A 20873-nucleotide genomic window follows, 5' to 3' on the forward strand; every position below is an offset into this window, starting at 1 on the left:
TCCGTTGCTAAGCAAACGCGTCAACGCGGATTAGCGTAATAAAGCACCAAGTACAAAGCACAAAGTTCATTCCAAATGAAACTCTTACAGGAAATCTTGTTCCCCGTGATCGCCGTTGTGGCTGCCTTAGTTGTCGGCGGCATCGTGGTTCTCATTATCGGTGACAATCCGATCCAGACTTACAAGTTGATGTTCGGGAGCGCTTTTTCCTGGCCAGATGGCATCGGCTACACCCTCTTCAATGCAACTCCTTTAATTTTTACGGGCCTCGCGGTGGCGGTCGCTTTTCGTTGTGGCCTCTTAAATATCGGCGCGGAAGGTCAACTCTATATCGGTGCGTTTGCCGCGGCGTGGGTGGGCCTCAAGTTTGGAGCTCCAGCGGCAGCGAATACGGTTGTCTCGCAGTTCGTGCAGCTTCCTGGAATTATTCTGCTGCCGCTTTGCTGCATCGCCGCGATTGTCGCCGGGGCGATATGGGGAGGCATACCGGGCCTGCTTAAAGCTAAATTCGGATCGCATGAAGTTATCAACACGATCATGTTGAACTTCATCGCGGTCGCTTTGGTCAGTTACTTCACACAGTATTTTTATAAGGTTCCGGGCGACCCGATCATGCAGACGGCGCCCATCAGTCCCAGCGCACACATTTCCCGGCTGGGTAGGTTTATTCCGGGACTGCCCGAGCGAATTCCGCTGAATCTGTCGTTTATTCTGGCGATTCTCGCGTGTGTGTTTGTTTACCTTCTGCTGTGGAAGACGCGTTGGGGCTATGAAATCCGGGCCACCGGACAGAATCCTTCGGCCGCTGAATACGGTGGCATTTCGATCCGGAAGCAGATCATTCTGGCGATGGCGATCTCCGGCGGGTTGGCTGGCATGGTGGGAATTAACGAAGTCCTCGGCTATCGCTACGTGTACTACGACGGCTTTTCCGCGAACTATGGCTTCGTCGGGATCGCAGTCGCGTTGTTGGGCCGCAATCATCCGGTCGGAGTTTTTCTCGCGGCGATTCTGTTCGCGATTCTGTTGCGAGGGGGAATCTTTGTTGATGCCTACACGGTGCATGTTTCCAAAGATATCGTGGACATGCTGCAAGGCATTGTGATCATCTTTGTCGCCGCTGAGGCTATGTTCCGTGGGCCGCTGAAGAAGTTTGGATTATTGAGACGAGCGAAGATATGAACGACGTCCGTAGTCAGTTGTCCAGTTGTCAGTAGTCAGTTGTTTTCTCGTTCCCAGGAGGAAGCTAGATGGCTAAGACTAATTTTTTGAGAGTCTTCGCGTTTATCAGTTTTCGGAAAGACTCGCTGATGAAATCTGGACGATCGTCATGAAGTGGAATGTATTCGCGCGCGATACTGTCGGAAAACAACTTGTGAGAGCAGCCGACAGCATCGGAGCAAATATCGCTGAAGGAACCGGTCGCGGAACTTTCGTGGACAATCGAAGGTTCGTGAGAATTGCGAGGGGCTCTTTAAACGAAACGCATTTTTTGCGAGGGGCGTATAGACGGAAGTTGCTAAAGGATAAAGATATTCAAGCTCTTAGGCCGCTGGTCGACGAACTCGCGCCAAAGCTTAACTCGTATCTCAAGTCGATTGGCAAAGTGCCTGTTTCGGTGTGAGGACAACTGACGACTAACGACTGACAACTGACCAGCATGCGCCAACTCTTTACATTTGCCCTTCTGTTTTCAACCCTGCGACTCGCGACGCCGCTCGTGCTCGCGGCGATGGGCGGTTTGTATTCTGAGCGGGCCGGCGTCATCAACATCGCGCTCGAAGGACTAATGCTGGCCGGGGCCTTTACTGCAGCGTCGGTCACTTACTATGCGCACAATCCGTGGGTTGGCCTGCTCGGCGGAATGGTTGCCGGCGCCATGGTGGCCATGGTGCTGGCCGTCGCATGCATTCGCTTCAAGGCGGACCAGGTCGTTACCGGCACGGGCATCAACATTTTGTTCCTCGGTTTGCCGGCCGTGCTGAGCGGTGCGCTGTTTCTTTCTTCAGGCTCCACGCCGCAGATTCCACAAGAGAATCTTCTGCCTGAGCTGTCGCATCTGCTTCCGGGGTTTCTGCCGCAGTGGCGCGTACTCACGGATGTTTCGATCGTGACCGTGTTGGCGCTGATTGTCGTTGCTCTTACCTTTTACGTTTTGTATCGCACGCCGTTTGGCCTGCGTCTGCGCGCGGTGGGCGAAAATCCTGAGGCCGCCGATGCTGCGGGCGTCAGCGTCAATCGCATTCGTTACATCGGCGTAATCCTGTCCGGCGCGCTCGCGGGAATCGGCGGGGCGTATCTTTCGATCGGCCAGTCATCACTGTTTACGCGCAACATGACCGCCGGTCGCGGCTTCATCGCCCTGGCGGCCCTGATCTTCGGCAAGTGGCGGCCGGTACAAACAATGCTCGCCTGTTTGCTGTTCGGGTTCGCCGATGCTTTAACGATTCAAATGCAGGGCGTTGCCAAACTTCCCTCGGGTGAAGACATTCCAGTCCAATTCATTCAGATGATTCCCTACGTCGTTACGATCATCGTGCTGGCCGGCTTCATCGGCCAATCGCGCGCCCCGAAAGCGATCGGCATTCCCTACGAAAAGGAAAGGTAGATTCGTTCAGAGTTCAATCTTCAGGTTTTCCGCAACCGATGGAGCACGCTGAAGCTTGTACTCTTGAGTGAGATATTGTTGTAATGGCTCAGGTCACCATGTCAGCAGAACCAGTCTCTTCATCACTTTATGAACGCGCAGAAAAAGCTGCGCGCATGATTCGCGGCCGCACACAAACCGAAAGCCCGGTCGCAATCGTTCTGGGCAGCGGTTTGGGCGGGTTCGCTGATGAACTGTCCGCCGCGACTGCGATTCCGTACGCCGAAATACCCGGCTTTGCGCGCGCGACCGTCGAGGGGCATGCGGGTCGTTTGGTTGTCGGGAAGATTGGCGAGTCGGCTGTCGCCGCGATGCAGGGACGATTTCATTTTTACGAAGGCTACTCGCTGGAAGACGTCACGTTTCCGATTCGCGTGCTTAAGCTGCTCGGCGTGCAGACGCTGATTCTGACAAACGCGTCCGGAGCGCTCAACGTCGAGTTCACGCCGGGCTCGCTGATGGTGATTACCGATCACATCAATTTGTTGGGCGTGAATCCGCTGATTGGGCCAAATGACGAACGTTTTGGCGCGCGCTTTCCGGACTTGTCCAATACTTACGCGCATGATTTGCAGGACATCGTTTTGAAGGAAGCGCGTGCGATGGGCATGAAAATGGGGCGTGGTGTCTACGCGTCGTTGACCGGCCCAAGTTACGAAACGCCGGCTGAGATTCACATGGTGCGTGCCCTGGGAGCTGATGCCGTGGGCATGAGCACGGTACCTGAGGCAATCGTCGCGCGCCACATGGACATGAAGGTTGTGGGTATCTCGTGCATCACAAATCTGGCCGCCGGGGTCTCAGATCAGCCGGTCGATCACAGTCAGGTGATGGCTACCGGCGAACAAGTGCGGGAACAGTTTACGGAACTGTTGAGAAGGGTGATTCCGAAACTATCCTAAAACGGTCAGTGGTCCGTAGTCAGTGGTCGGTTGAAAGACCATGTGATGCTTGCTGACAACTGACAACTGACAACTGACAACTGACAACTGACAACTGACTATTTCTTATGATCATCGGTATTTGTGGCGGAACTGGATCTGGTAAGACCACGGTCGCGAATCGCATTCTTGAATCGGTCAGGGCTGATGAAGTCGTCTTCATTCAGCAGGACCTCTATTACCGCGACTTGAAAGACATGCCGCTCGATTATCGCAATGCGGCGAACTTCGATCATCCGGACGCGCTCGACAACGACCTGCTGGTAAATCACTTGAAGAAGCTGAGTGCCGGCGAACCAGTCGAGCTGCCGATTTATGATTTCAAGACGCACACGCGCTTGCCGGCGACGACGCGCGTTGAGCCGAAGCCGATAGTCATTGTCGAAGGCATTCTGATCTTTGCCGAGCCGCGGCTGCTCGAACAGATGGACATCAAAGTTTTTGTCGACACGCCGGACGACATTCGCTTCATTCGCCGTCTGGGCCGCGACATCGCCGAGCGTGGCCGAACTCTGGACTCGGTGATTGAGCAGTACATGGCGACCGTCCGCCCGATGCACATGCAGTTTGTCGAACCGTCCCGGCGTTTTGCCGACGTAATTATCCCCGAAGGTGGTCATAATCTTGTGAGCGTCGACTTGATTAGCGGAAAGATTCGCGAGAGGCTGGCAAGAGATGTCAAAGTTGGAGGCCAGATTTGAGCGAAACTGAAAACTTGATCAAGGTGGCGACGGACGCGCGGCTCTGTTCGCGAGCGCCGTTTTCGAACTTTCTCGTGGGCGCAGCGCTGCGCACTACCGAAGGAAAGATCTACACCGGCTGCAATATTGAGAGCGCAAGCTACGGCCTGACCGTGTGCGCTGAGCGCGTCGCGATTTGGAAAGCTCTGTCCGAGTGTGAGCGCGACTTCACCGATCTCGTCGTGGTGGTGGATACCGAACAACTGACGCCTCCGTGCGGGACCTGCCGGCAAATCATCTGGGAGTATTGCAAGGAGGCGAAGATCACACTCGCGAATCTGAAGGGCCAAAACGAAGTGGTTGATATTCGCGAGCTATTGCCGAAGGCGTTTGATGCGAGATTTTTGAACGAGAATTCCGGCCCGCAGAAGTAGGTCGAAATGAGAGCCAACGAAGCGCCGCAGAGCGGCGAAATGTTTATAGCAAGGCGAGGTTTGCAAAGTGTTTTCTCCGAGTTGGAGGAATCTCGGTTCATCGAGATTCCTTCCACTCGGAGGCGACCAAAGCTGTTTGGCTTCGCGGGCTATAAACATTTCGCGCCTACGGCGCTTTTCCTTATATTGTCTTTGCTGCCAATCCAAGCGATTGCCCAGCGCAGGAAAACTGCTGTGGACTTAATCATTAAAGGCGGCACCATCGTCACGATGGACGGCTCGCGCCGCGTAATCGAAAACGGCGGCGTGGCCGTGAAAGGCGGGCGCATTGTGGCCGTGGGGCGCGCGGCTGAAATTGAACGCAACTACGCGGCGCGCGAAGTAATCAACGCGACGGACAAGGTCGTCATTCCCGGTCTTATCAACGGGCACACGCACGTGCCGATGACGCTGTTCCGCGGCATCGCCGACGATCTGGACCTGCAGGACTGGCTCACCAAGTACATCTTTCCGGCGGAAGCGAAGAACGTCACCGAAGACTTTGTTCGCGCCGGCACACGTCTCGGCCTGGCCGAAATGATTCGCGGGGGAACGACGACCTACTGCGACATGTATTACTTCGAAGATGCGATCGCCGACGAGACGTTCAAGGCCGGCGTGCGCGGCGTGCTGGGCGAAACGGTCATTGATTTTCCGGTCGCCGATAACAAGACGTACGAGGAAGGGCTCGCCTACGTAGAGCGGTTCGTGAAGAAATGGAAGGGGAACGCTCTGATTGTTCCCGCGATCGCCCCGCACGCGCCGTACACGGTTTCCGAAGATCATTTGAAAGCTGCGCGCGCCCTCTCTGATCGCCTTGGCTGTCCAATTGTCATTCATATTTCGGAAACGAAGCGTGAGGTTGATGACAGCATTAAGGCCAAAGGCGCGCCACCAATTGTTTATCTCGACCGGATTGGCTTTCTGAGCAATCGCGTTATCGCGGCGCACGTTGTTTGGCCGATGGCGAACGAGCTGAATCTGCTGAAGAAACACGGCGTCGGCATGGTTCACAATCCGCAGTCGAACATGAAGCTGGCTTCGGGTGTGGCGCCCGTTCCGCAAATGCTAAAAGAAAACCTGGCGGTAGGTTTGGGCACTGACGGCGCGGCATCGAACCACGACCTGAGTCTCTGGGAAGAGATCGACACGGCCGCGAAGCTGCACAAACTGTTCAGCAACGATCCGAAAGTTGTGACGGCGGAAGAGGCTTTCGAGATGGCGACGATTCGTGGCGCGCGCGCGCTGCATCTCGAAAAGGAAATAGGTTCGATCGAGAAAGGGAAGCGCGCCGACCTGGTGGTGGTTGATCTCAACGAGCTTAACCAGACGCCGTACTACAACATCTATTCAAATCTGGTTTACTCCACCAAAGCCGATGACGTCCGTACTGTCATCATCGAAGGCCGCGTCATCATGCGCGACCGCCGCTTGCTGACCTTGAACGAAGAAGCCATCAAAGCCGACGCCCGGCGTTACCGCGACAAAGTCGTGCGCAGCGTGGGCATGAAGACGCTTCCGGAAGAGTAGCGATTTGTACGCCGGCAAGTAGTTTCAGGGCGCCCGGTGGTGAGCAGTCCTCGGGCTCCCACTCATTCGTGCCTGGCGAAGTCAGCATTGGCGATCGACTTTCGGGGCGCGAGCTTCGCGTCCCAGCGGCGGATGTCGCCAACCACAGCGCGGCCGTCCGAGATGGTCACGTTGATGCTGACGGTCGGGCCTTTCCCAGAGAGTGTGCGGAGCTCAAAGGTCCTGGTGGCTTGGTCGACGTGCCCCGCCCAAACGGCCGCGCCGCTGGGAGTGCGGCCGATGATTGCTCGGCCTGTGCGGTCCGGTTGCGCGCCAATCAGCCAATCAACTTCCCAAACCAGGTCGCCTTGATCACGGCCGGCGATCAATGCGAGCATTCCGCCACGCTTAAGTGCTTCGCCACCGTTGTTCGCCAACGCTCGGCTCTTAAAAACAAGCAACTCCCGACTTTGGCACTCCATTCGGTCCACGCTTTTCGTATCGAACTCAACGTCGCGAAGAAACCAGTTGATGTGATCAAACGCCTCCTCGATCATTGCGCTGGTCGCGGGCGTCACGGGAACCGGCGTCGCATCGCCCACCGGGGCGAAGACTGCATCATCCATCTCGTCAGTGGGAAGACCGATCCGTTGCCGCAAGAGAGACCGCGCGCCCTGCGCACGACTACTAACACCAGAAGACTCGTCGCGGGCGAGCAGATCCAGCACCGGCAGCGAAGCGGAAGTACCTACTCGACCAAGCAGCGTGGCAATGCGAGCCCGGAGCACAGGGCTACGCGCCGACGCGATCAATTGGGCATACCGTCGTTCTAAATCCTCGGCGGACGCACCGCCGATGCGGGCGATGATCTCGACGGCCACCGACTGGATAACTTCATCCTTATTCGGATCCTCGAAAATTCCTCGTAAAACGTCGTTCAGCTCGTTTCCGCCGAGCATCGCCAGCCAGCGCAGGGCTTTACCCCGCGGTAACTCACCGCCGGATCGCCGGGCGGAGTCCACGATCGTCCCGCGATCTTCTGGTCCCAGCGCGCGAATGAGCGCGGGCGGAATGGAGTGCTTGTAATCGAGCAAGCTCGCTAGCGTGACCGCAGCCATGTCAGCACCCTCCCACCATGAAGCAATGCAGCTTCATGAAGTCACCCTGAAAAGAATGGATGCCCGTCGAGCTGTTTGACGCCCCGTCCTCCCCGCCGATGAAATTGTCAGGTTCGTCCTCAATGTGTCCCAATCCGAAGTAGTGCCCGATCTCATGGGCGAAAGTATTACCAACGTACTGTTCACCGTAAGAGAGGTTCGCTACCGATCCTGTGTTGTGCTTATTGCTGTCCTTATCGCACGTGTGTCCCGGGTTATAATTGTTCGGGTTGTTGGCCCAGGGCTGCCCGGTCCGACCAGCGAAGCGCATATCAGTGCAGACAAACAGATCCATTCCATCAGGCTCCGCGCTCCACCCGTTTGTCAGTTCGGTGCAGTCCGCGGCGCTGTCCGGAGTGACCAGTGCGCCGGCCTCAGCTGCGGAGATAGACCCCCAATGCACGCGCCCTACACCGAGACCGACTTTGCCGTAGATGTAACGCATCATGTGAATGGCAAAGCAGATCTTTCCCCAATCCGTCGCCGCGAACAGCTCGTGTCCAACCAGAATGATGTTCAGGTGAAAGTGCGTGCCTTGCAGGAGCTTCACCTGATCGAGAACGGAGACTTTGGTAAAGTTTGGCGATGACGGATTCGCGGGCGGAGCCGGCACGAAGGCGTTTCCGGAACTGTCATGATAGCCGAAGAAGTCTTTAACAACCGACAGCGGGTGACCGCTTTGTCCGATGCAGCTGAGTAGTTGTTTGAGCGAGGCCATATTCGCACCTCAACGCAGAGAAACGAGAACTGGGATGAGGCCGCATCCATTTGCGAGCGGCGCGAGCGCCTTGCCGATCGTGGCGCCGAAACCGCGCAGCGGGTCGGCCGCCGCCTGGGCATGCCCCGGTGTCGCCGAAGTGGTTAGTGGCGTACCCACAACTACCGGGCCATAACCCGCGTCGACCCGGCAATAGGTTTTGCCGATGAGCGCGACCGCGATCCGCTTAAAGCCGGTCACGCGACGGTCGAGCACGAGACCCGGTTTATACTCGCCTGCCCCAGCCGCGATCCCGGCGACGCGGCGATCATAAGCTGCCAGGCAAGGCACGAGTCGCCCGTCATCTTCCAACACCAGGACGGTCCCAGGCGAGGCATCCACCGTCGACGCGCTCAGATCAAACTCTTCCGCGCAGTCGGCGTTAAAGAGCAGGATGTCCCCGTCGTTGCCGCTGATCTCCACCGTAATAGTCCCCTGGTCGTTTTTGACCTTGATGTCTCCGTCATAGGCCCCGCCGCCAAGAACGAGATTGCCGTCCTCGCCGAGCTGAGCAACGATGTTCGCGTCTTCGTCTTTCAAAACGATGTTGTTATTTGAAGCGTCGAGGCGAATCCTCTGGGTACCGACAGCGCCAAGGACAGTCAACTCGCCATGCCTGCTGCCTCCCCCTACGGCGATCGAACCCTCCGATCTCAATTCAACGCGGTTAACCTCGTTTTCGTTTTTCAGCTCAATTATCCCTAGCCCGCCGCCTGCATGAATTCGAATGTTTCCCTCGGAATCCTTGAGGGTCACATCACCATCGTCGTCGCCGCCGCCGAGCATGAGGTTCGCATTCGCGCCGAGTTGCGCGAGGATGTTGCTGTCGGCGTCCCTGATGACGATTTTGTTATCCGATCCGGCGAGGCAAATCCGCGCCGTGCCGGCACTGCCGCCGCCGATCTCGACCAGCGGAGTCCCGTCGGTTTCGTTACAAGTGATCTTGCTGTTCCCCGAGTCGAGGCGAATCCGATCGGAGTCCGACGAACCTCGCACGACAACGTTTCCCATCATGCCGCCGCCGCCGACAGTAACGTCGCCGGTCGTCCCGTCCAGGTTGATGGTAGAGTTGCCGGCACCATCAGTGATACTCAATAACTGATCTATAGTTTCGCTCATTTAGACGCCTTTTCTTTACCGGTACTTGGGGATTAGGATTTGATTCGGAACTTATCTCGAAGCCGCCAGGAAGTCAACGATTGGAAATCCTGTGTCGTACATCAATATGATTCTTATTAACACCTGAGTCAGTCAGGCGCTCCGGCAATGAATCAGATTCCCTGGAGGCTTAACGCTTCCTATCAGCGAGCAGTGGCGTGGACGTGCAAAGTGAAGATGAAGTCGCACGGTCATCATCGAAGGCCGCTTCGTCATGCGATCAAGTATAAAAAGATTTCCGCGCCCTGTTAGGGGCGTAATAAATAACAGGTTCGCGATGTTCAACCGTCTGTCGCCCGCTTCGCGGGCTTGGGATTCTTAGGGGACGTGATCCCAGGGTTCCGCTCGCTGCGCTCACACAAGCATGCCACGCGGGATGCCCGCGTGGGGACCCCACTCCTGGGCTGCCATCTGTCGTCGCTTCGCGACTTGTTGACGCAGACATCCGAATTGGGTGGATGATCCCATCGCTACCGCTCCCCGTTCTGACACGCCGGCTGCATTTCTCTTAACGACAAACCAGTAGCGCGTTACAATCAGGGGCGCTCGAACAAATCGTTGGACGCGAGCGGCGGGAGCCTGAAATGCAGTGATGCGTGATGAGTCATGAGTGATGCGTGAAATCGCGCCGCTGCGTCAATTCAACGTTGGGCGTCTTGATCGCAGAAGGAGGACACATGAAGCGATCACTTGTTTATCTTGGCGTTGCCAGCCTTGCTTTGTTCATCGCGGTTGGCGCATGGATGGTTGTTTCCAAGATCCGCACGTGGCACGCACAGAGGGAGCCTTTGCGGATTACGGTGTCTTCAATCCAACCCGCCAATTCGAAAGTTTCGTTCGATCACTACCTTGTCCAGGTCGAAAACGTAAGCACGAAAACCATTCGCGGCTTCTCATTGGGACATACATGCCGTTGTCGGGGCTGGGATAGCGACGACAAACCATACCCGTACGGGATTAACTACACTAATCCGCTCCCGGAACGGCAACTTCTGCGACCTGGCGATGTTCACGAGATGCCACTGGAGGCTGACCCTGGTTTGCCACCAAGGGTTTGGGTGGACCTTGTTCACTTTGAACGCGGCGGGAATTGGGGAACGAACTTATCCCACAAAGACGGATACGTCCGGGGCTACTAAATTCGAAGGTGTCTGTCGCCACGAGGCCGGCTAAAGGAGTCACGATGTATGTCGCGGAGACGAATCTTTCACCTCTCGGTTTCGGCTCTAACGCTGCTCGCAGCTTTTGCCGTTAACTGGCTGGTATTTGGCGAGACCTCCCCGGCCAGGGAGTATTTCCTCTGGAATGTCGGCCTGCCTAACGCTTGGCGCAGCCTGAACCTGATCCCAGGAATAATCTCCGCTATTGCGGCGGGAAACGTACATGGCGGAAACGAGTTGGTTTTTTTCCTCGTGTTTTCAATCCAATGGTTGTTGGTTGGTTTAGTGTTTTCTCTCGTTCTGTTGATGTTCCGTCGGAAGTGAGATGGTCGGGGGGCACGACCGTGTGGCCGTGCTACCCCGACTCTGGCCGTTTCCTATTAGTCCTACTTGGAAAGTTGTCCTCGAACGGCGCCGTCCGGGAAGTCCGCATTATGAACGTTGATGTAATAGTTCGCCGGATTCTGTCTGATTTCTTTAATCAGATCGGCGCTCGCGCTGACACAGCCTTTCGACGAGCCTTCGGCCGGCGGCGGCGTCAGGGTTACGACGACGGGGCCGGCAGCGTCCGGCGCGCCTGAGTGTATGTGCGCGGCGCTGGCCGGCGCGATGTTCGAAACGGTGAGTTCGAAACACACTTCGCCCTTACCTTGGTTGAGTGTGATTTTAGCGCTGCCCGCGCCGTCCGGGTCACCGGGCCCAGGCACCTCGGCTGCTCCGGTCAGCGTAGCCTTCAGGGGGCGACCGCCCTGATCCTTTTCCTGAGCCAGGACTAAGCCGAAGACTGCGACGCTAGTCAAAGCAATCGCAGCGATAAACAAACTTACTTTACGCATATCTTCCTCCTCTTATCGTGTTTAAGGGCCCCTCACGGCGCCCCGGTTATTCCGCGCGAACCTCTAAATTGGATATGTGACCTGCTCGCGCTCCCAGTGCCGGTGAAGAGCGACGGCGGCGATGAAAGATTCGGCAATCTTTCCATCACCTGTTATCAATCCCTTGTCTCCGTCGCTCATCTTTTCTGCGAGCGCTGTGCGCAGGAACTCAACACCAGCGCCCCCGGCGCCAATTGTTTTAAGGTGCTTGAAAGCTTCCTGAACAAACTCCAGCGCGTCGGGTTCGGCGGACAGAGCTTCGCTGCTGGCGGCCCCATCCGCCACAAAGACGGCGTCAAACAAAACCGAGGCGCCGGTTAGAAAACTGAAATCGACTTTTAATTGTCTCCCGTTGGCGCCCGTGACCACGCCGAGCCGTGGCGCCACCGTTTTGGGCACAGCGCCGGCCGTCAACAACGCCTGATTGAAATCTTCAACCGACTGATCGTCGAAACCATCCGCTAACAGCACCGCGATTTTTCGCGTCTTGATTGAGTCGGCCGGAAAATTCGGATTATCAATCTGTCGCAACGCCGACGAATACTCGACTGAGTCGATGAGCTTTTTGGGTTGTACTTTTTTCGGATCGGTATCCTCCGGGATGCTCATGTTCAAAGGTTGTTCAAGAGTGCGCGGGACGGCGAGACCAAGGCCTTGCGCCACTGACTCAGCCAGGCCCTTGTCGATATGCGCCAACAAACCCAACATTCGCTCACGAATGGGCGGGGTCTCGACTTTGCCCAGCTCAAAGCGCAAGGCGCGGATGATGTGAATCTTTTCAGTATCAGTCTGGCTGTTAAAGAACATCGTCGCCTGACTGAAGTGATCCATGAAGCTTGCACTGCGCTCGCGAATCTTTCGGGCATCAATCTTTTCGGCGAAGCTGGTAAAGCCACTCATGTCCATGCCGGCTTGAAACGGACAACCACCGCGCGTGTTGTTCGGTTCGTGCGCTGCCTGGCCGCGATTGATTGTTTGCCGCATATAGCCGTCGCGCTGATTGTTGTGCAGCGGCGCAATCGGGCGATTGATCGGTATCTCGTGAAAATTCGGACCGCCCAATCGAATTAATTGCGTGTCGAGGTAAGAAAAGAGCCTGCCCTGAAGCAGCGGATCATTCGTGAAGTCGATGCCGGGAACAATGTTCGCGGTATGAAAAGCAACCTGTTCAGTTTCCGCAAAGAAGTTCTCCGGATTCCGGTTGAGCGTTAGCTTGCCAATGCGCTGCACCGGGACCAGCTCTTCGGGAATGATTTTGGTTGGATCGAGCAGATCGAATTCGAATTTGAACTCATCACGTTCTTCGACGATTTGTATGCCAAGCTCCCACTCGGGGAAGTCGCCGCTCTCGATCGCTTCCCAAAGGTCGCGGCGATGAAAGTCCGGATCTTTACCGGAGATCTTCTGTGCTTCATCCCAAAGAACCGAGTGCACACCGAGCAAAGGCTTCCAATGAAACTTCACGAAACGCGCTTTACCTTGTTCGTTTACGAAACGGAATGTATGGACGCCAAACCCTTCCATCATGCGGAAGCTTCGCGGAATCGCCCGATCTGACATGACCCACATAATCATGTGCATGGACTCAGGCATCAGGGAAATGAAATCCCAAAAGGTATCGTGAGCCGACGCCGCCTGCGGAATCTCATTGTGCGGCTCTGGCTTTACGGCGTGGACCAGATCGGGAAATTTCATCGCGTCCTGAATAAAAAAGACGGGGATGTTATTTCCGACGAGGTCGTAGTTGCCTTCACGCGTGTAAAACTTCACCGCAAATCCGCGTACGTCGCGCGCCAGGTCAGTTGATCCGCGCGAACCGGCCACGGTTGAGAAGCGCACAAAAACCGGCGTCTGTACCCCCGGATCCTGTAGAAAATCAGCCCGCGTTAGTTCGGTCATCGGCTCGTAAACCTGAAAGAAGCCGTGCGCGGCGGATCCGCGAGCATGCACCACCCGTTCGGGAATGCGTTCGTGATCGAAGTGCGTGATCTTTTCGCGGAAGATGAAGTCTTCCATCAAGGTCGGCCCCCGCGAACCCGCCTTCAATGAATTCTGATTGTCGCTGATGCGGAGGCCCTGATTGGTAGTGAGAAACTCTCCGGCGCTGTCTTCGATATTCTTTTGAAGATCGATTCGCTTGAGGTTGTCGTCAGGCGGCTTGCCCTGATTGTGTTTTGCATACATGGCGCTTTTGCGAGGCGCGCCTGTCTTTTTCTTCGCTGCTTTTTTCGCTGGCATGATTCCCCTTCGCTATTTGTTCAGTAGTGCTCGTTAAGCTGATTTGGCCTGAGCTTTGTTCGCGCGGCTCTTCTTGGCGCGCGCGGCTTCGATCGCGGTTTTGACGTCCTTCACTTCCTCAGGCGGCGGCAGCACTGCCGGCATGCCGAGGCTTTCGATCCAAAGCTCGCGCGTCCATCCCTGTGTGTGATAAAGATGTTCGTCTTCCTCAGGCTCGACGTGCGTGTGCGCTTCTTTGAGCAGGGCGGCCATCTCGCCACTGGAGTTCTTAGCCAACTCGCCGATAAGTTCCCAGTTTGTGTGGTCCTTTGTTTCGGCGAGCGTTACACACTCAGCGGCGACGATCTGGGCCGCGGCCAGATCCGGCCCGCGCAATGCCATTTCCATCGCCTTCACCAGCGAGTCCCCGATGTGCCGGACAATCTTCCGTCCCGGAGTTTCTGCGTCCAGCGGGAGATCCAAGGATTTGAGCACTTCTGAGACAACTTGCACGTGCGCTTTCGTTTGCTCGAGGTATTCCCTCCACTCTTCACGCAGATCTTTGTTAAGGGCACAACGGAGCGCCGTGGTGTAGATCTGAACGCCACCCTTTTCGGTTTCCAACGCCTGATAAAGCAGCTCCACGGTTTGAGCCGTATTCAACTCGGTCGTATTCATGATTTCTCCTCTAAGTTTGCTTGGTAATTAATTTTTCGATTGACTGCGCACGCGCGAGTCGTGAGTTTTGCCTGGCGCTCAGATGTTAAGCGCCAGGAACAAGGGTGAGTCAGGGTACTCACCCCCTTGATTCAAAAAGGCTGGGAGCTAATTGCCACCCTGGCCGCCACCACCACCTTGGCCGCCGCCACCTTGTTGACCGCCGCCACCTTGTTGACCGCCGCCGCCACCTTGTTCACCGCCGCCGCCTTCATTTTCTTTTTGTTGGTCGCCCATAAGTTCCTCCTTGATTGTGAAAGCAATTCGAGAGGGCTTCTTTAATGCACAACTTCTAGACGCAATCCTTCGAGTACGTATTGCTTGCCTGCATTTCGGACAGATTGATCTAGTCGCCGACGGTAGGGGCAACTGCGATGCCACAAAGGTTGAGGAAGCATCGTTGAGGAGCCGATCACTTCATAGACTTGCGCCGCAGTACTTGCAGTAAACCGCGTCAGGGTCATGACCCTCAGCTCCACAGGCGGGGCACAAATGCTTTGTCATTCTTTGTTGTCGCGTTGCGTGTGCGAGCTCAACCGAGACGATGCCGGTGGGAACAGCAATGATGCCGTAACCAATTACCATCACGAGTGATGCGAGAATTTGGCCTAAGGGCGTGCGGGGCGAGAGGTCACCATAGCCTACGGTCGTCAGCGTCACAATTGCCCAATAGATACTCACGGGAATGCTTGTGAAGCCGTGTGCTTCGCCTTCCACTACGTACATTAGTGAACCAATCACGACGACAAGCAGCACCACGACCGAGAGAAAGACGCTGATTTTGCGACGGCTTGCATGCAATGCCGTGCGAAGCGTGTCAGCTTCCGTGACGTACTCGGAAAGTTTCAGCAGCCGGAAAACGCGGAGCAGACGCAGGATGCGAATCACCAGTAGATACTGGCTGCCGGGAATGAAGATGCTGAGATAGGTGGGAATGATAGCGAGCAAATCAACGACGCCAAAAAAACTTGTCGCGTATCGCAGGGGACGGCGCACACTCAGCAGGCGCAGCACGTATTCAACGGTGAACAAGAGGGTGAATACCCATTCAAGTGTGTAAAGAAGATCTCCATACTGGACTCTGACGCTACGGACGCTCTCGAGAATAACGGTGGCGACACTGAGGAGAATCAGCCAGATAAGCGCGAGGTCGAAAAGGCGGCCAGCTCTAGTTTCAGACTCAAAAACAATTTCGTGGAGACGTGCACGCCGCCCGGACGAGGGCGCTTCCGTCGGCTCTACTCTTTCGGACGCACGGCGCTTCATCGTTAATTGATTCAGTATCCGCCTACGTGTATGGCAGGACGGTTTTCTTCGTCCGGCTCGGCCTGCCGAAGCACTTCGCGGGTGACCGGCGCGGTGTCGCCCTTTCCGAAAGCTACGTAGTCAAATAAATAGGCGATTGGATTTCCCGAGCCCCAGTGAAAGTAGGCATGCGGAAGTTTGCCCGTGCGATCGCGCAGGTAAAGCAGAAAAGCGGCGATCGCGTTCGGCACGGCGGCACTCTCAGCGCGCAAGACGCGATATCCGCCGATGTCCTTGCCCTCAACTTTCATCGTGCGCGCAAACTCTGACGCGTCGCAGACTTCGATTTCGAGGAACAAGATTGGATCGCGCTTCGGAAGGTTATGGTCTTCGCGGTGTTCGGCCATTTCGCGGCGGTATTCATCTTCATTACTTTCTTCGGGCCGGTTGGTAATGATGCGAATCGTGCCTTTGGCGGCGGCTTCGTTGATGAAGCGATCGGCGGTTTCGTCAATCTCGAATTGATCGACCCGCAATTCTGTGGAGCGCGCAAGTCGCGAGAGCAGGGAAACCAAAATAACCAGACCGATAAAGAAACTTGCGATCTTGATCCCGTCGGGACGTTCGATCACGTTCACGATCGTCGTGTAAGCGAAGACCAGCGTGATCAGACCGAAAACGAGGCCCCAAAGCCTTTGCTTGCGACGGACTGCTGAGATCGTGACGGCCACCGCGGCAGAGGTCATTAAAACCAGAACACCGGTCGCATAAGCGCCGCCCTGCGCGTTGACGTCCGCTTTGAAGATTACCGTGATGGCAAAAGCGATGATCGTAAAGACTATTACCAGCGGCCGCATCGCGCGCGTCCACTCGGGCGCCATGCCATAACGCGGTAGATAACGCGGGACGATGTTCAGCAACCCGGCCATCGCCGACGCGCCGGCAAACCAAAGAATCAGAATCGCGCTGACGTCGTAAATAGTGCCAAAGACACTGCCGAGATATTCATGCGCGAGATAAGCCAGCGCGCGGCCGGAAGCTTCACCGGCAGGCAGCGCGGCAGTGGCGGGACGAAATTCTTCGGGTGGTATCAGCAGCGTCGTGACAAAACTGCTGGTGATGAGCATGAAGCTCATAATTAACGCGGCGCTAAGCAACAACTTTTTCGTATTTCGAATTCGGCCGCGCGGAGCCTCTTCTGTATCGCCAGGGTCACCCTGCACCAGCGACATGACGGCGACGCCGGTTTCAAATCCGGAAAGGCCGAGGGCCAATTTAGGAAACACAAGCAGGCCGATGCCGATGATCATCAACCAGTTTCCGCCGACCCGGGGATGACCCATCAACATTCGCTCCCAATTTGGAATCACCGAAGGGTTTTGCGCGATGTGAACCAACCCCACAGTGATGACAACGAGGTTGAGCAAAAGATACGCGACCACCAAAACGACGGCGATTCCAATTGCTTCTTTGAAGCCTTTCAGGAAGACGGCTGAAAGAAACGCAATCAGGGCGATAGTGAAACCGACGTTCACGGCCGTGTGATTAAAGCTTTGCAGCGTGTCGTGCACGAGGGGATTTTCGACGATGTGCGCGGTAGCGTCAGCGGCCGACAATGTGATCGTGATGATGAAGTCAGTCGCCACGAATCCCAGCAGAATCAAGATGAAGAACTTGCCTTTCCACCATGAAAGCAAGTTGGCCAACATCGAGATCGAGCCTTCGCCGTGCGGACTTTCACTGGCGACGCGCCGGTAAATCGGCAACGCACCCACGAGTGACAACAGAACCAGGATGATTGTCGCGATGGGCGAGAGCGCGCCGGCCGCCAGAAACGCAATGCCGGGCTGGTAGCCGAGCGTCGAAAAATAATCCACGCCCGTCAGACACATCACCTTGTACCAAGGGTGACGGCGATGATGTTCCTTTTCGCGTTCGAATGGTCCTTCGACCTCCTTGACCCATCCGGCGAATAGCCATCGTTTGAACCCGCTCAATGGGCGTTTGGATCGTTCTAAGCGCGCGTGAACAGTCGTAGGCAGCGTGCAACTCCTCGGACGGTTGTTTTTGTTAAAGCGTGTTGGAGGAAAAAACTATCTTACTGCAAGCCGCAAGGTTTACAGAAAGAGTGTCACCAGATTGGTCGGGCCCTGTTTTGCTTTTCTATGTGCAGGCTCTGTGGTTCTCGGTGTCTCTGTGGTGATAGTTTTTTTACGACCATTCACCACAGAGACACAGAGTTTCCACAGAGTCACACAGAGATTTTTTGAAATTGGGTCACTACCCTCCGGACTGTTTCTCTACGGAGTCGTTGTCGCCGCACTCTTAGTGGGGATCGGCAGTCGCTTGAAGCGGTCCTGAGCGCGTGGCCGATCGCGCAGAATATCGATGACCGCTTCAAGGAACAAACCGAGTAAGCGTGGATGCCTGATTGAGAATTGGGCGCCACTTTTGACTGCGCACGTCAACAAGAGAATGAATTCCCATCGCGTGCTTTGGAAGTTGAGCAAACCGCTGCGCTGGTCTCCGTTTAGATCGATGACGCTATCAACCAGGCAGCCTATCTCACCGACTCTTTCCATGAAGTGACAGATTCGGCCGCTCCCAGTGCTCAATAACGGGCGAATCAACAAGAACGATGATTTCGCGGTTAATTGTCCGACACGTTTGCGCGCTTCGATGTACTGCGCCATCGAAGCTGCTTTTCGCTCATGCTCGACTGCGGCACTCAACGCGTGAAGTGTGCTGAGCACTTCGGGATATGTCTCGTCAGAGACTTCGTTCAGCAGTCTTTCCGTTACCAGCACAGTTTCTGAAATATTGCTTGCTTGGTCGAAGCCCGTCGGCGATTCAAACTGGCGCAGCACTATTTGGCTGACCTCCCACTGTCCGGAATCAATGGCATTATCAATGACTCCAATGAAGAGGTAATACGCGCGCAAACGCCTCTCGACGGCGACCGAATCACAGTCCACGCCGAAATAGTCGAGGCAACGAGTGATGCGTGAGGGAATTTTCGTAAAGTGCCTGTACTTCCGATTAGCCGCAATAGTTTCGTAGCGCCGCTGCGACTCCTCACCTAAATGCCGCGATGAAGGCTTACGAGGCCGGATTGATTTCGCGGACGAACGGGAAATTTGTGACGGCAACATCGGAAGTTCACCACAGTTGGTTTCGGGCGAGCAGATTCTATATCCGTTTGATCACGCCGATCGTAAGAATCGATCAAGGGGCGCCGGTCTGCACTCTCTTCGAAACTTGATTAAAAAGTAAAGAATGCTATAATCAGGCGGAAATTTAAATAAAACGTCAAAAATGAAGATTTCCGCCCAGGAAGAATATGGTTTGCGCTGCCTCGTGCAGTTGGCCCGGGAAGAGGTTTCCGGCGGCTCGCTCACGCTGAATCAGATTGCCGAACGCGAAGGTTTGTCAGCCGCGAATGCCGGCAAGCTCATGTGGATTTTGGTTAAGGCGGGCCTCGTGCAATCGCAGCGCGGCGCACACGGTGGTTACACCCTGGCGCGACCTGCTTCTGAGATTCGTTTGAGCGAAGTGATCCGCGTGCTCGATGAGGACACAGTCGATCGTTTCTGCCAGACGCACGCGGGGGTATTGGACACCTGCATTCACACGAGCGACTGCGGCATCCGGCCGGTCATCGTGGGACTGCATGAGATCGTCCAGAGCGCTCTGTCGGAGATCACTCTGGCGCAACTGATTGGAACCGAAGCGACCGTCGATGCGGCGCTGCATCAAATTCAGAGTTTGCAAACACGACTAGGACCGATGCGAAATGCTATTTGAAATTTCAGATTTCAATTTTGAGATTGAATTATGAGCACTGCTGAAATACTCGCAAACAGAGAATACAAATACGGCTGGGTCACCGACATTGAATCCGAGACGATTCCGCGCGGCCTGAGCGAAGACACCGTTCGGGTGATCTCGGCAAAGAAGAACGAGCCCGAGTGGATGCTCGACTTCCGTCTGAAGGCTTACCGCAACTGGCTCAAGATGGAAGAGCCGCGGCGCTGGCCGAACCTTAGTTTTCCTGAGGTCGATTACCAGGACATGATCTATTACAGCGCGCCTAAGCAGAAAGAGACGAAGGCAAGTCTGGATGAAGTCGATCCGGAATTGCTGCGCACCTTCGAGAAGCTTGGCATTCCTTTGTCAGAACAGAAGCAGCTGGCGGGCGTGGCGGTTGACGCGGTTTTTGATTCCGTTTCGGTCGCGACTACTTACAAAGAAAAACTGAGAAAGCACGGCGTGATCTTCTGCTCGTTCAGCGAGGCTGTGACTGAACATCCGGAGATTGTTAAGAAGTATCTCGGCTCAGTGGTGCCGACGAACGACAATTTTTACGCGGCGCTGAACAGCGCGGTCTTTTCTGACGGATCTTTCTGCTTCATTCCCAAGGGCGTACGTTGCCCGATGGAGCTTTCGACTTACTTCCGCATCAATAACTCTGAATCCGGCCAATTCGAACGCACGCTGATCGTCGCCGAAGAGGGCGCGTACGTTTCCTATCTCGAAGGCTGTACCGCGCCGCAATTCGATAAGAACCAGCTACACGCCGCGGTAGTTGAGCTGGTGGCGCTCGACAACGCGGAAATTAAATATTCGACCGTGCAGAATTGGTACGCCGGTGATGAGAATGGTGTGGGCGGTATCTACAACTTCGTGACGAAGCGCGGCAAATGCGCCGGAGTCAATTCAAAGATTTCGTGGACGCAGGTTGAGACTGGTTCGGCAATCACTTGGAAGTACCCATCGTGCATTCTGCTGGGCGATAACTCGATCGGCGAGTTCTATTCCGTAGCGCTGACGAACCACGCGCAGCAGGCCGACACCGGCACGAAGATGATTCACCTCGGAAAGAACACGCGCTCGACGATTATTTCGAAAGGCATTTCAGCCGGTCACGCTAACAACAGCTATCGCGGGCTGGTGAAGATCATGCCGAAGGCTACGAACGCGCGGAACTACACGCAGTGTGATTCGATGCTGATTGGATCGAACGCGGGCGCGAACACTTTCCCGTATATCGAAGTGATGAACAACAGCTCGCAGGTCGAGCACGAAGCGTCAACTTCGCGCATCAGCGAAGAGCAGTTGTTCTACCTGATGCAGCGCGGCATTTCGCAGGAAGACGCCGTTAGTTTGATTATCAATGGTTTTTGTAAGGACGTGTTCCTGCAGCTTCCGATGGAGTTTGCCGTCGAAGCAACGCGTTTGTTGGGGCTGAAGTTGGAAGGATCGGTTGGTTAAGAAGGTCTTAGGTCTTTGGCTTTGTGTAAAGCATTTAGGTTTTTCAAAGACCAACGACGAAAGCTG

The 20873-nt window shown here is 55.5% G+C and carries 20 protein-coding genes; 10 read left to right on the forward strand and 10 right to left on the reverse strand.

Annotation, left to right across the window (positions count from 1 at the left end; all coding sequences use genetic code 11):
• Positions 1-75 precede the first annotated feature (75 nt).
• From VFX97_15425 to VFX97_15450, 6 genes are all read left to right on the forward strand, one after another.
• A complete protein-coding gene (locus tag VFX97_15425; protein HEX5704591.1) occupies positions 76-1182 on the forward strand; it encodes an ABC transporter permease in 1107 nt (368 codons plus the stop codon).
• Positions 1183-1660: 478 nt separating this feature from the next.
• A complete protein-coding gene (locus VFX97_15430) occupies positions 1661-2608 on the forward strand; it encodes an ABC transporter permease (protein HEX5704592.1) in 948 nt (315 codons plus the stop codon).
• Between the two features lie 98 nt (positions 2609-2706).
• The gene (locus tag VFX97_15435; protein ID HEX5704593.1) at positions 2707-3549 is read left to right on the forward strand and encodes a purine-nucleoside phosphorylase; all 843 of its coding nucleotides are present in this window, start codon (positions 2707-2709) and stop codon (positions 3547-3549) included.
• Between the two features lie 107 nt (positions 3550-3656).
• Positions 3657-4289, forward strand: a complete 633-nt coding sequence (gene udk / locus VFX97_15440; protein ID HEX5704594.1) for a uridine kinase — start codon at positions 3657-3659, stop codon at positions 4287-4289.
• Positions 4286-4702: a cytidine deaminase gene (locus VFX97_15445; protein ID HEX5704595.1), complete on the forward strand. Its 417-nt coding sequence runs from the start codon at positions 4286-4288 to the stop codon at positions 4700-4702. The genes udk and VFX97_15445 overlap by 4 nt, the downstream gene beginning before the upstream one ends.
• 234 nt (positions 4703-4936) lie before the next feature.
• Positions 4937-6271 carry an amidohydrolase gene (locus VFX97_15450; protein HEX5704596.1) on the forward strand — a complete coding sequence of 445 codons (1335 nt, stop codon included), beginning with the start codon at positions 4937-4939 and terminating at the stop codon, positions 6269-6271.
• A 62-nt stretch (positions 6272-6333) separates the two neighbouring features.
• Here VFX97_15450 and VFX97_15455 read toward each other — a convergent pair whose 3' ends face one another.
• Genes VFX97_15455 through VFX97_15465 form a run of 3 tightly spaced genes read right to left on the reverse strand, consistent with a single transcriptional unit; the run spans position 6334 to position 9283 of the window.
• Positions 6334-7368, reverse strand: coding sequence for a hypothetical protein (locus tag VFX97_15455; protein HEX5704597.1), 1035 nt, complete (start codon positions 7366-7368; stop codon positions 6334-6336).
• Between the two features lies 1 nt (position 7369).
• On the reverse strand, positions 7370-8125 hold the full coding sequence (locus VFX97_15460) for a zinc-dependent metalloprotease family protein (protein HEX5704598.1): 756 nt from the start codon (positions 8123-8125) through the stop codon (positions 7370-7372).
• A 9-nt stretch (positions 8126-8134) separates the two neighbouring features.
• Positions 8135-9283: a hypothetical protein gene (locus VFX97_15465; protein ID HEX5704599.1), complete on the reverse strand. Its 1149-nt coding sequence runs from the start codon at positions 9281-9283 to the stop codon at positions 8135-8137.
• Positions 9284-9999: 716 nt separating this feature from the next.
• Between VFX97_15465 and VFX97_15470 the strand changes: the two genes are divergently transcribed.
• Both VFX97_15470 and VFX97_15475 read left to right on the forward strand, forming a co-directional pair.
• Positions 10000-10461, forward strand: a complete 462-nt coding sequence (locus tag VFX97_15470) for a hypothetical protein (protein ID HEX5704600.1) — start codon at positions 10000-10002, stop codon at positions 10459-10461.
• Positions 10462-10509: 48 nt separating this feature from the next.
• Positions 10510-10806: a hypothetical protein gene (locus tag VFX97_15475; GenBank protein HEX5704601.1), complete on the forward strand. Its 297-nt coding sequence runs from the start codon at positions 10510-10512 to the stop codon at positions 10804-10806.
• A gap of 62 nt (positions 10807-10868) precedes the next feature.
• On the opposite strand, the gene VFX97_15480 is transcribed toward VFX97_15475, so the two are convergent.
• From VFX97_15480 to VFX97_15510, 7 genes are all read right to left on the reverse strand, one after another.
• The gene (locus VFX97_15480) at positions 10869-11318 is read right to left on the reverse strand and encodes a CHRD domain-containing protein (GenBank protein HEX5704602.1); all 450 of its coding nucleotides are present in this window, start codon (positions 11316-11318) and stop codon (positions 10869-10871) included.
• A 63-nt stretch (positions 11319-11381) separates the two neighbouring features.
• A complete protein-coding gene (locus VFX97_15485; protein HEX5704603.1) occupies positions 11382-13595 on the reverse strand; it encodes a catalase in 2214 nt (737 codons plus the stop codon).
• A gap of 33 nt (positions 13596-13628) precedes the next feature.
• Positions 13629-14252, reverse strand: coding sequence for a hypothetical protein (locus VFX97_15490; GenBank protein ID HEX5704604.1), 624 nt, complete (start codon positions 14250-14252; stop codon positions 13629-13631).
• A 147-nt stretch (positions 14253-14399) separates the two neighbouring features.
• The gene (locus tag VFX97_15495; GenBank protein HEX5704605.1) at positions 14400-14528 is read right to left on the reverse strand and encodes a hypothetical protein; all 129 of its coding nucleotides are present in this window, start codon (positions 14526-14528) and stop codon (positions 14400-14402) included.
• A gap of 180 nt (positions 14529-14708) precedes the next feature.
• Entirely contained in the window at positions 14709-15557 is an 849-nt protein-coding gene (locus VFX97_15500; protein ID HEX5704606.1) for an ion transporter, read from the reverse strand.
• 11 nt (positions 15558-15568) lie between these two features.
• On the reverse strand, positions 15569-17533 hold the full coding sequence (locus tag VFX97_15505) for a hypothetical protein (protein HEX5704607.1): 1965 nt from the start codon (positions 17531-17533) through the stop codon (positions 15569-15571).
• A 303-nt stretch (positions 17534-17836) separates the two neighbouring features.
• A complete protein-coding gene (locus VFX97_15510; protein ID HEX5704608.1) occupies positions 17837-18688 on the reverse strand; it encodes a hypothetical protein in 852 nt (283 codons plus the stop codon).
• A 163-nt stretch (positions 18689-18851) separates the two neighbouring features.
• Between VFX97_15510 and VFX97_15515 the strand changes: the two genes are divergently transcribed.
• Both VFX97_15515 and sufB read left to right on the forward strand, forming a co-directional pair.
• The gene (locus VFX97_15515; protein HEX5704609.1) at positions 18852-19340 is read left to right on the forward strand and encodes an Rrf2 family transcriptional regulator; all 489 of its coding nucleotides are present in this window, start codon (positions 18852-18854) and stop codon (positions 19338-19340) included.
• 30 nt (positions 19341-19370) lie between these two features.
• Entirely contained in the window at positions 19371-20807 is a 1437-nt protein-coding gene (sufB, locus tag VFX97_15520; GenBank protein HEX5704610.1) for a Fe-S cluster assembly protein SufB, read from the forward strand.
• The last annotated feature ends 66 nt before the right edge of the window (positions 20808-20873 follow it).

Source organism: Pyrinomonadaceae bacterium (assembly GCA_036277115.1).
Lineage (GTDB): Bacteria > Acidobacteriota > Blastocatellia > Pyrinomonadales > Pyrinomonadaceae > UBA11740.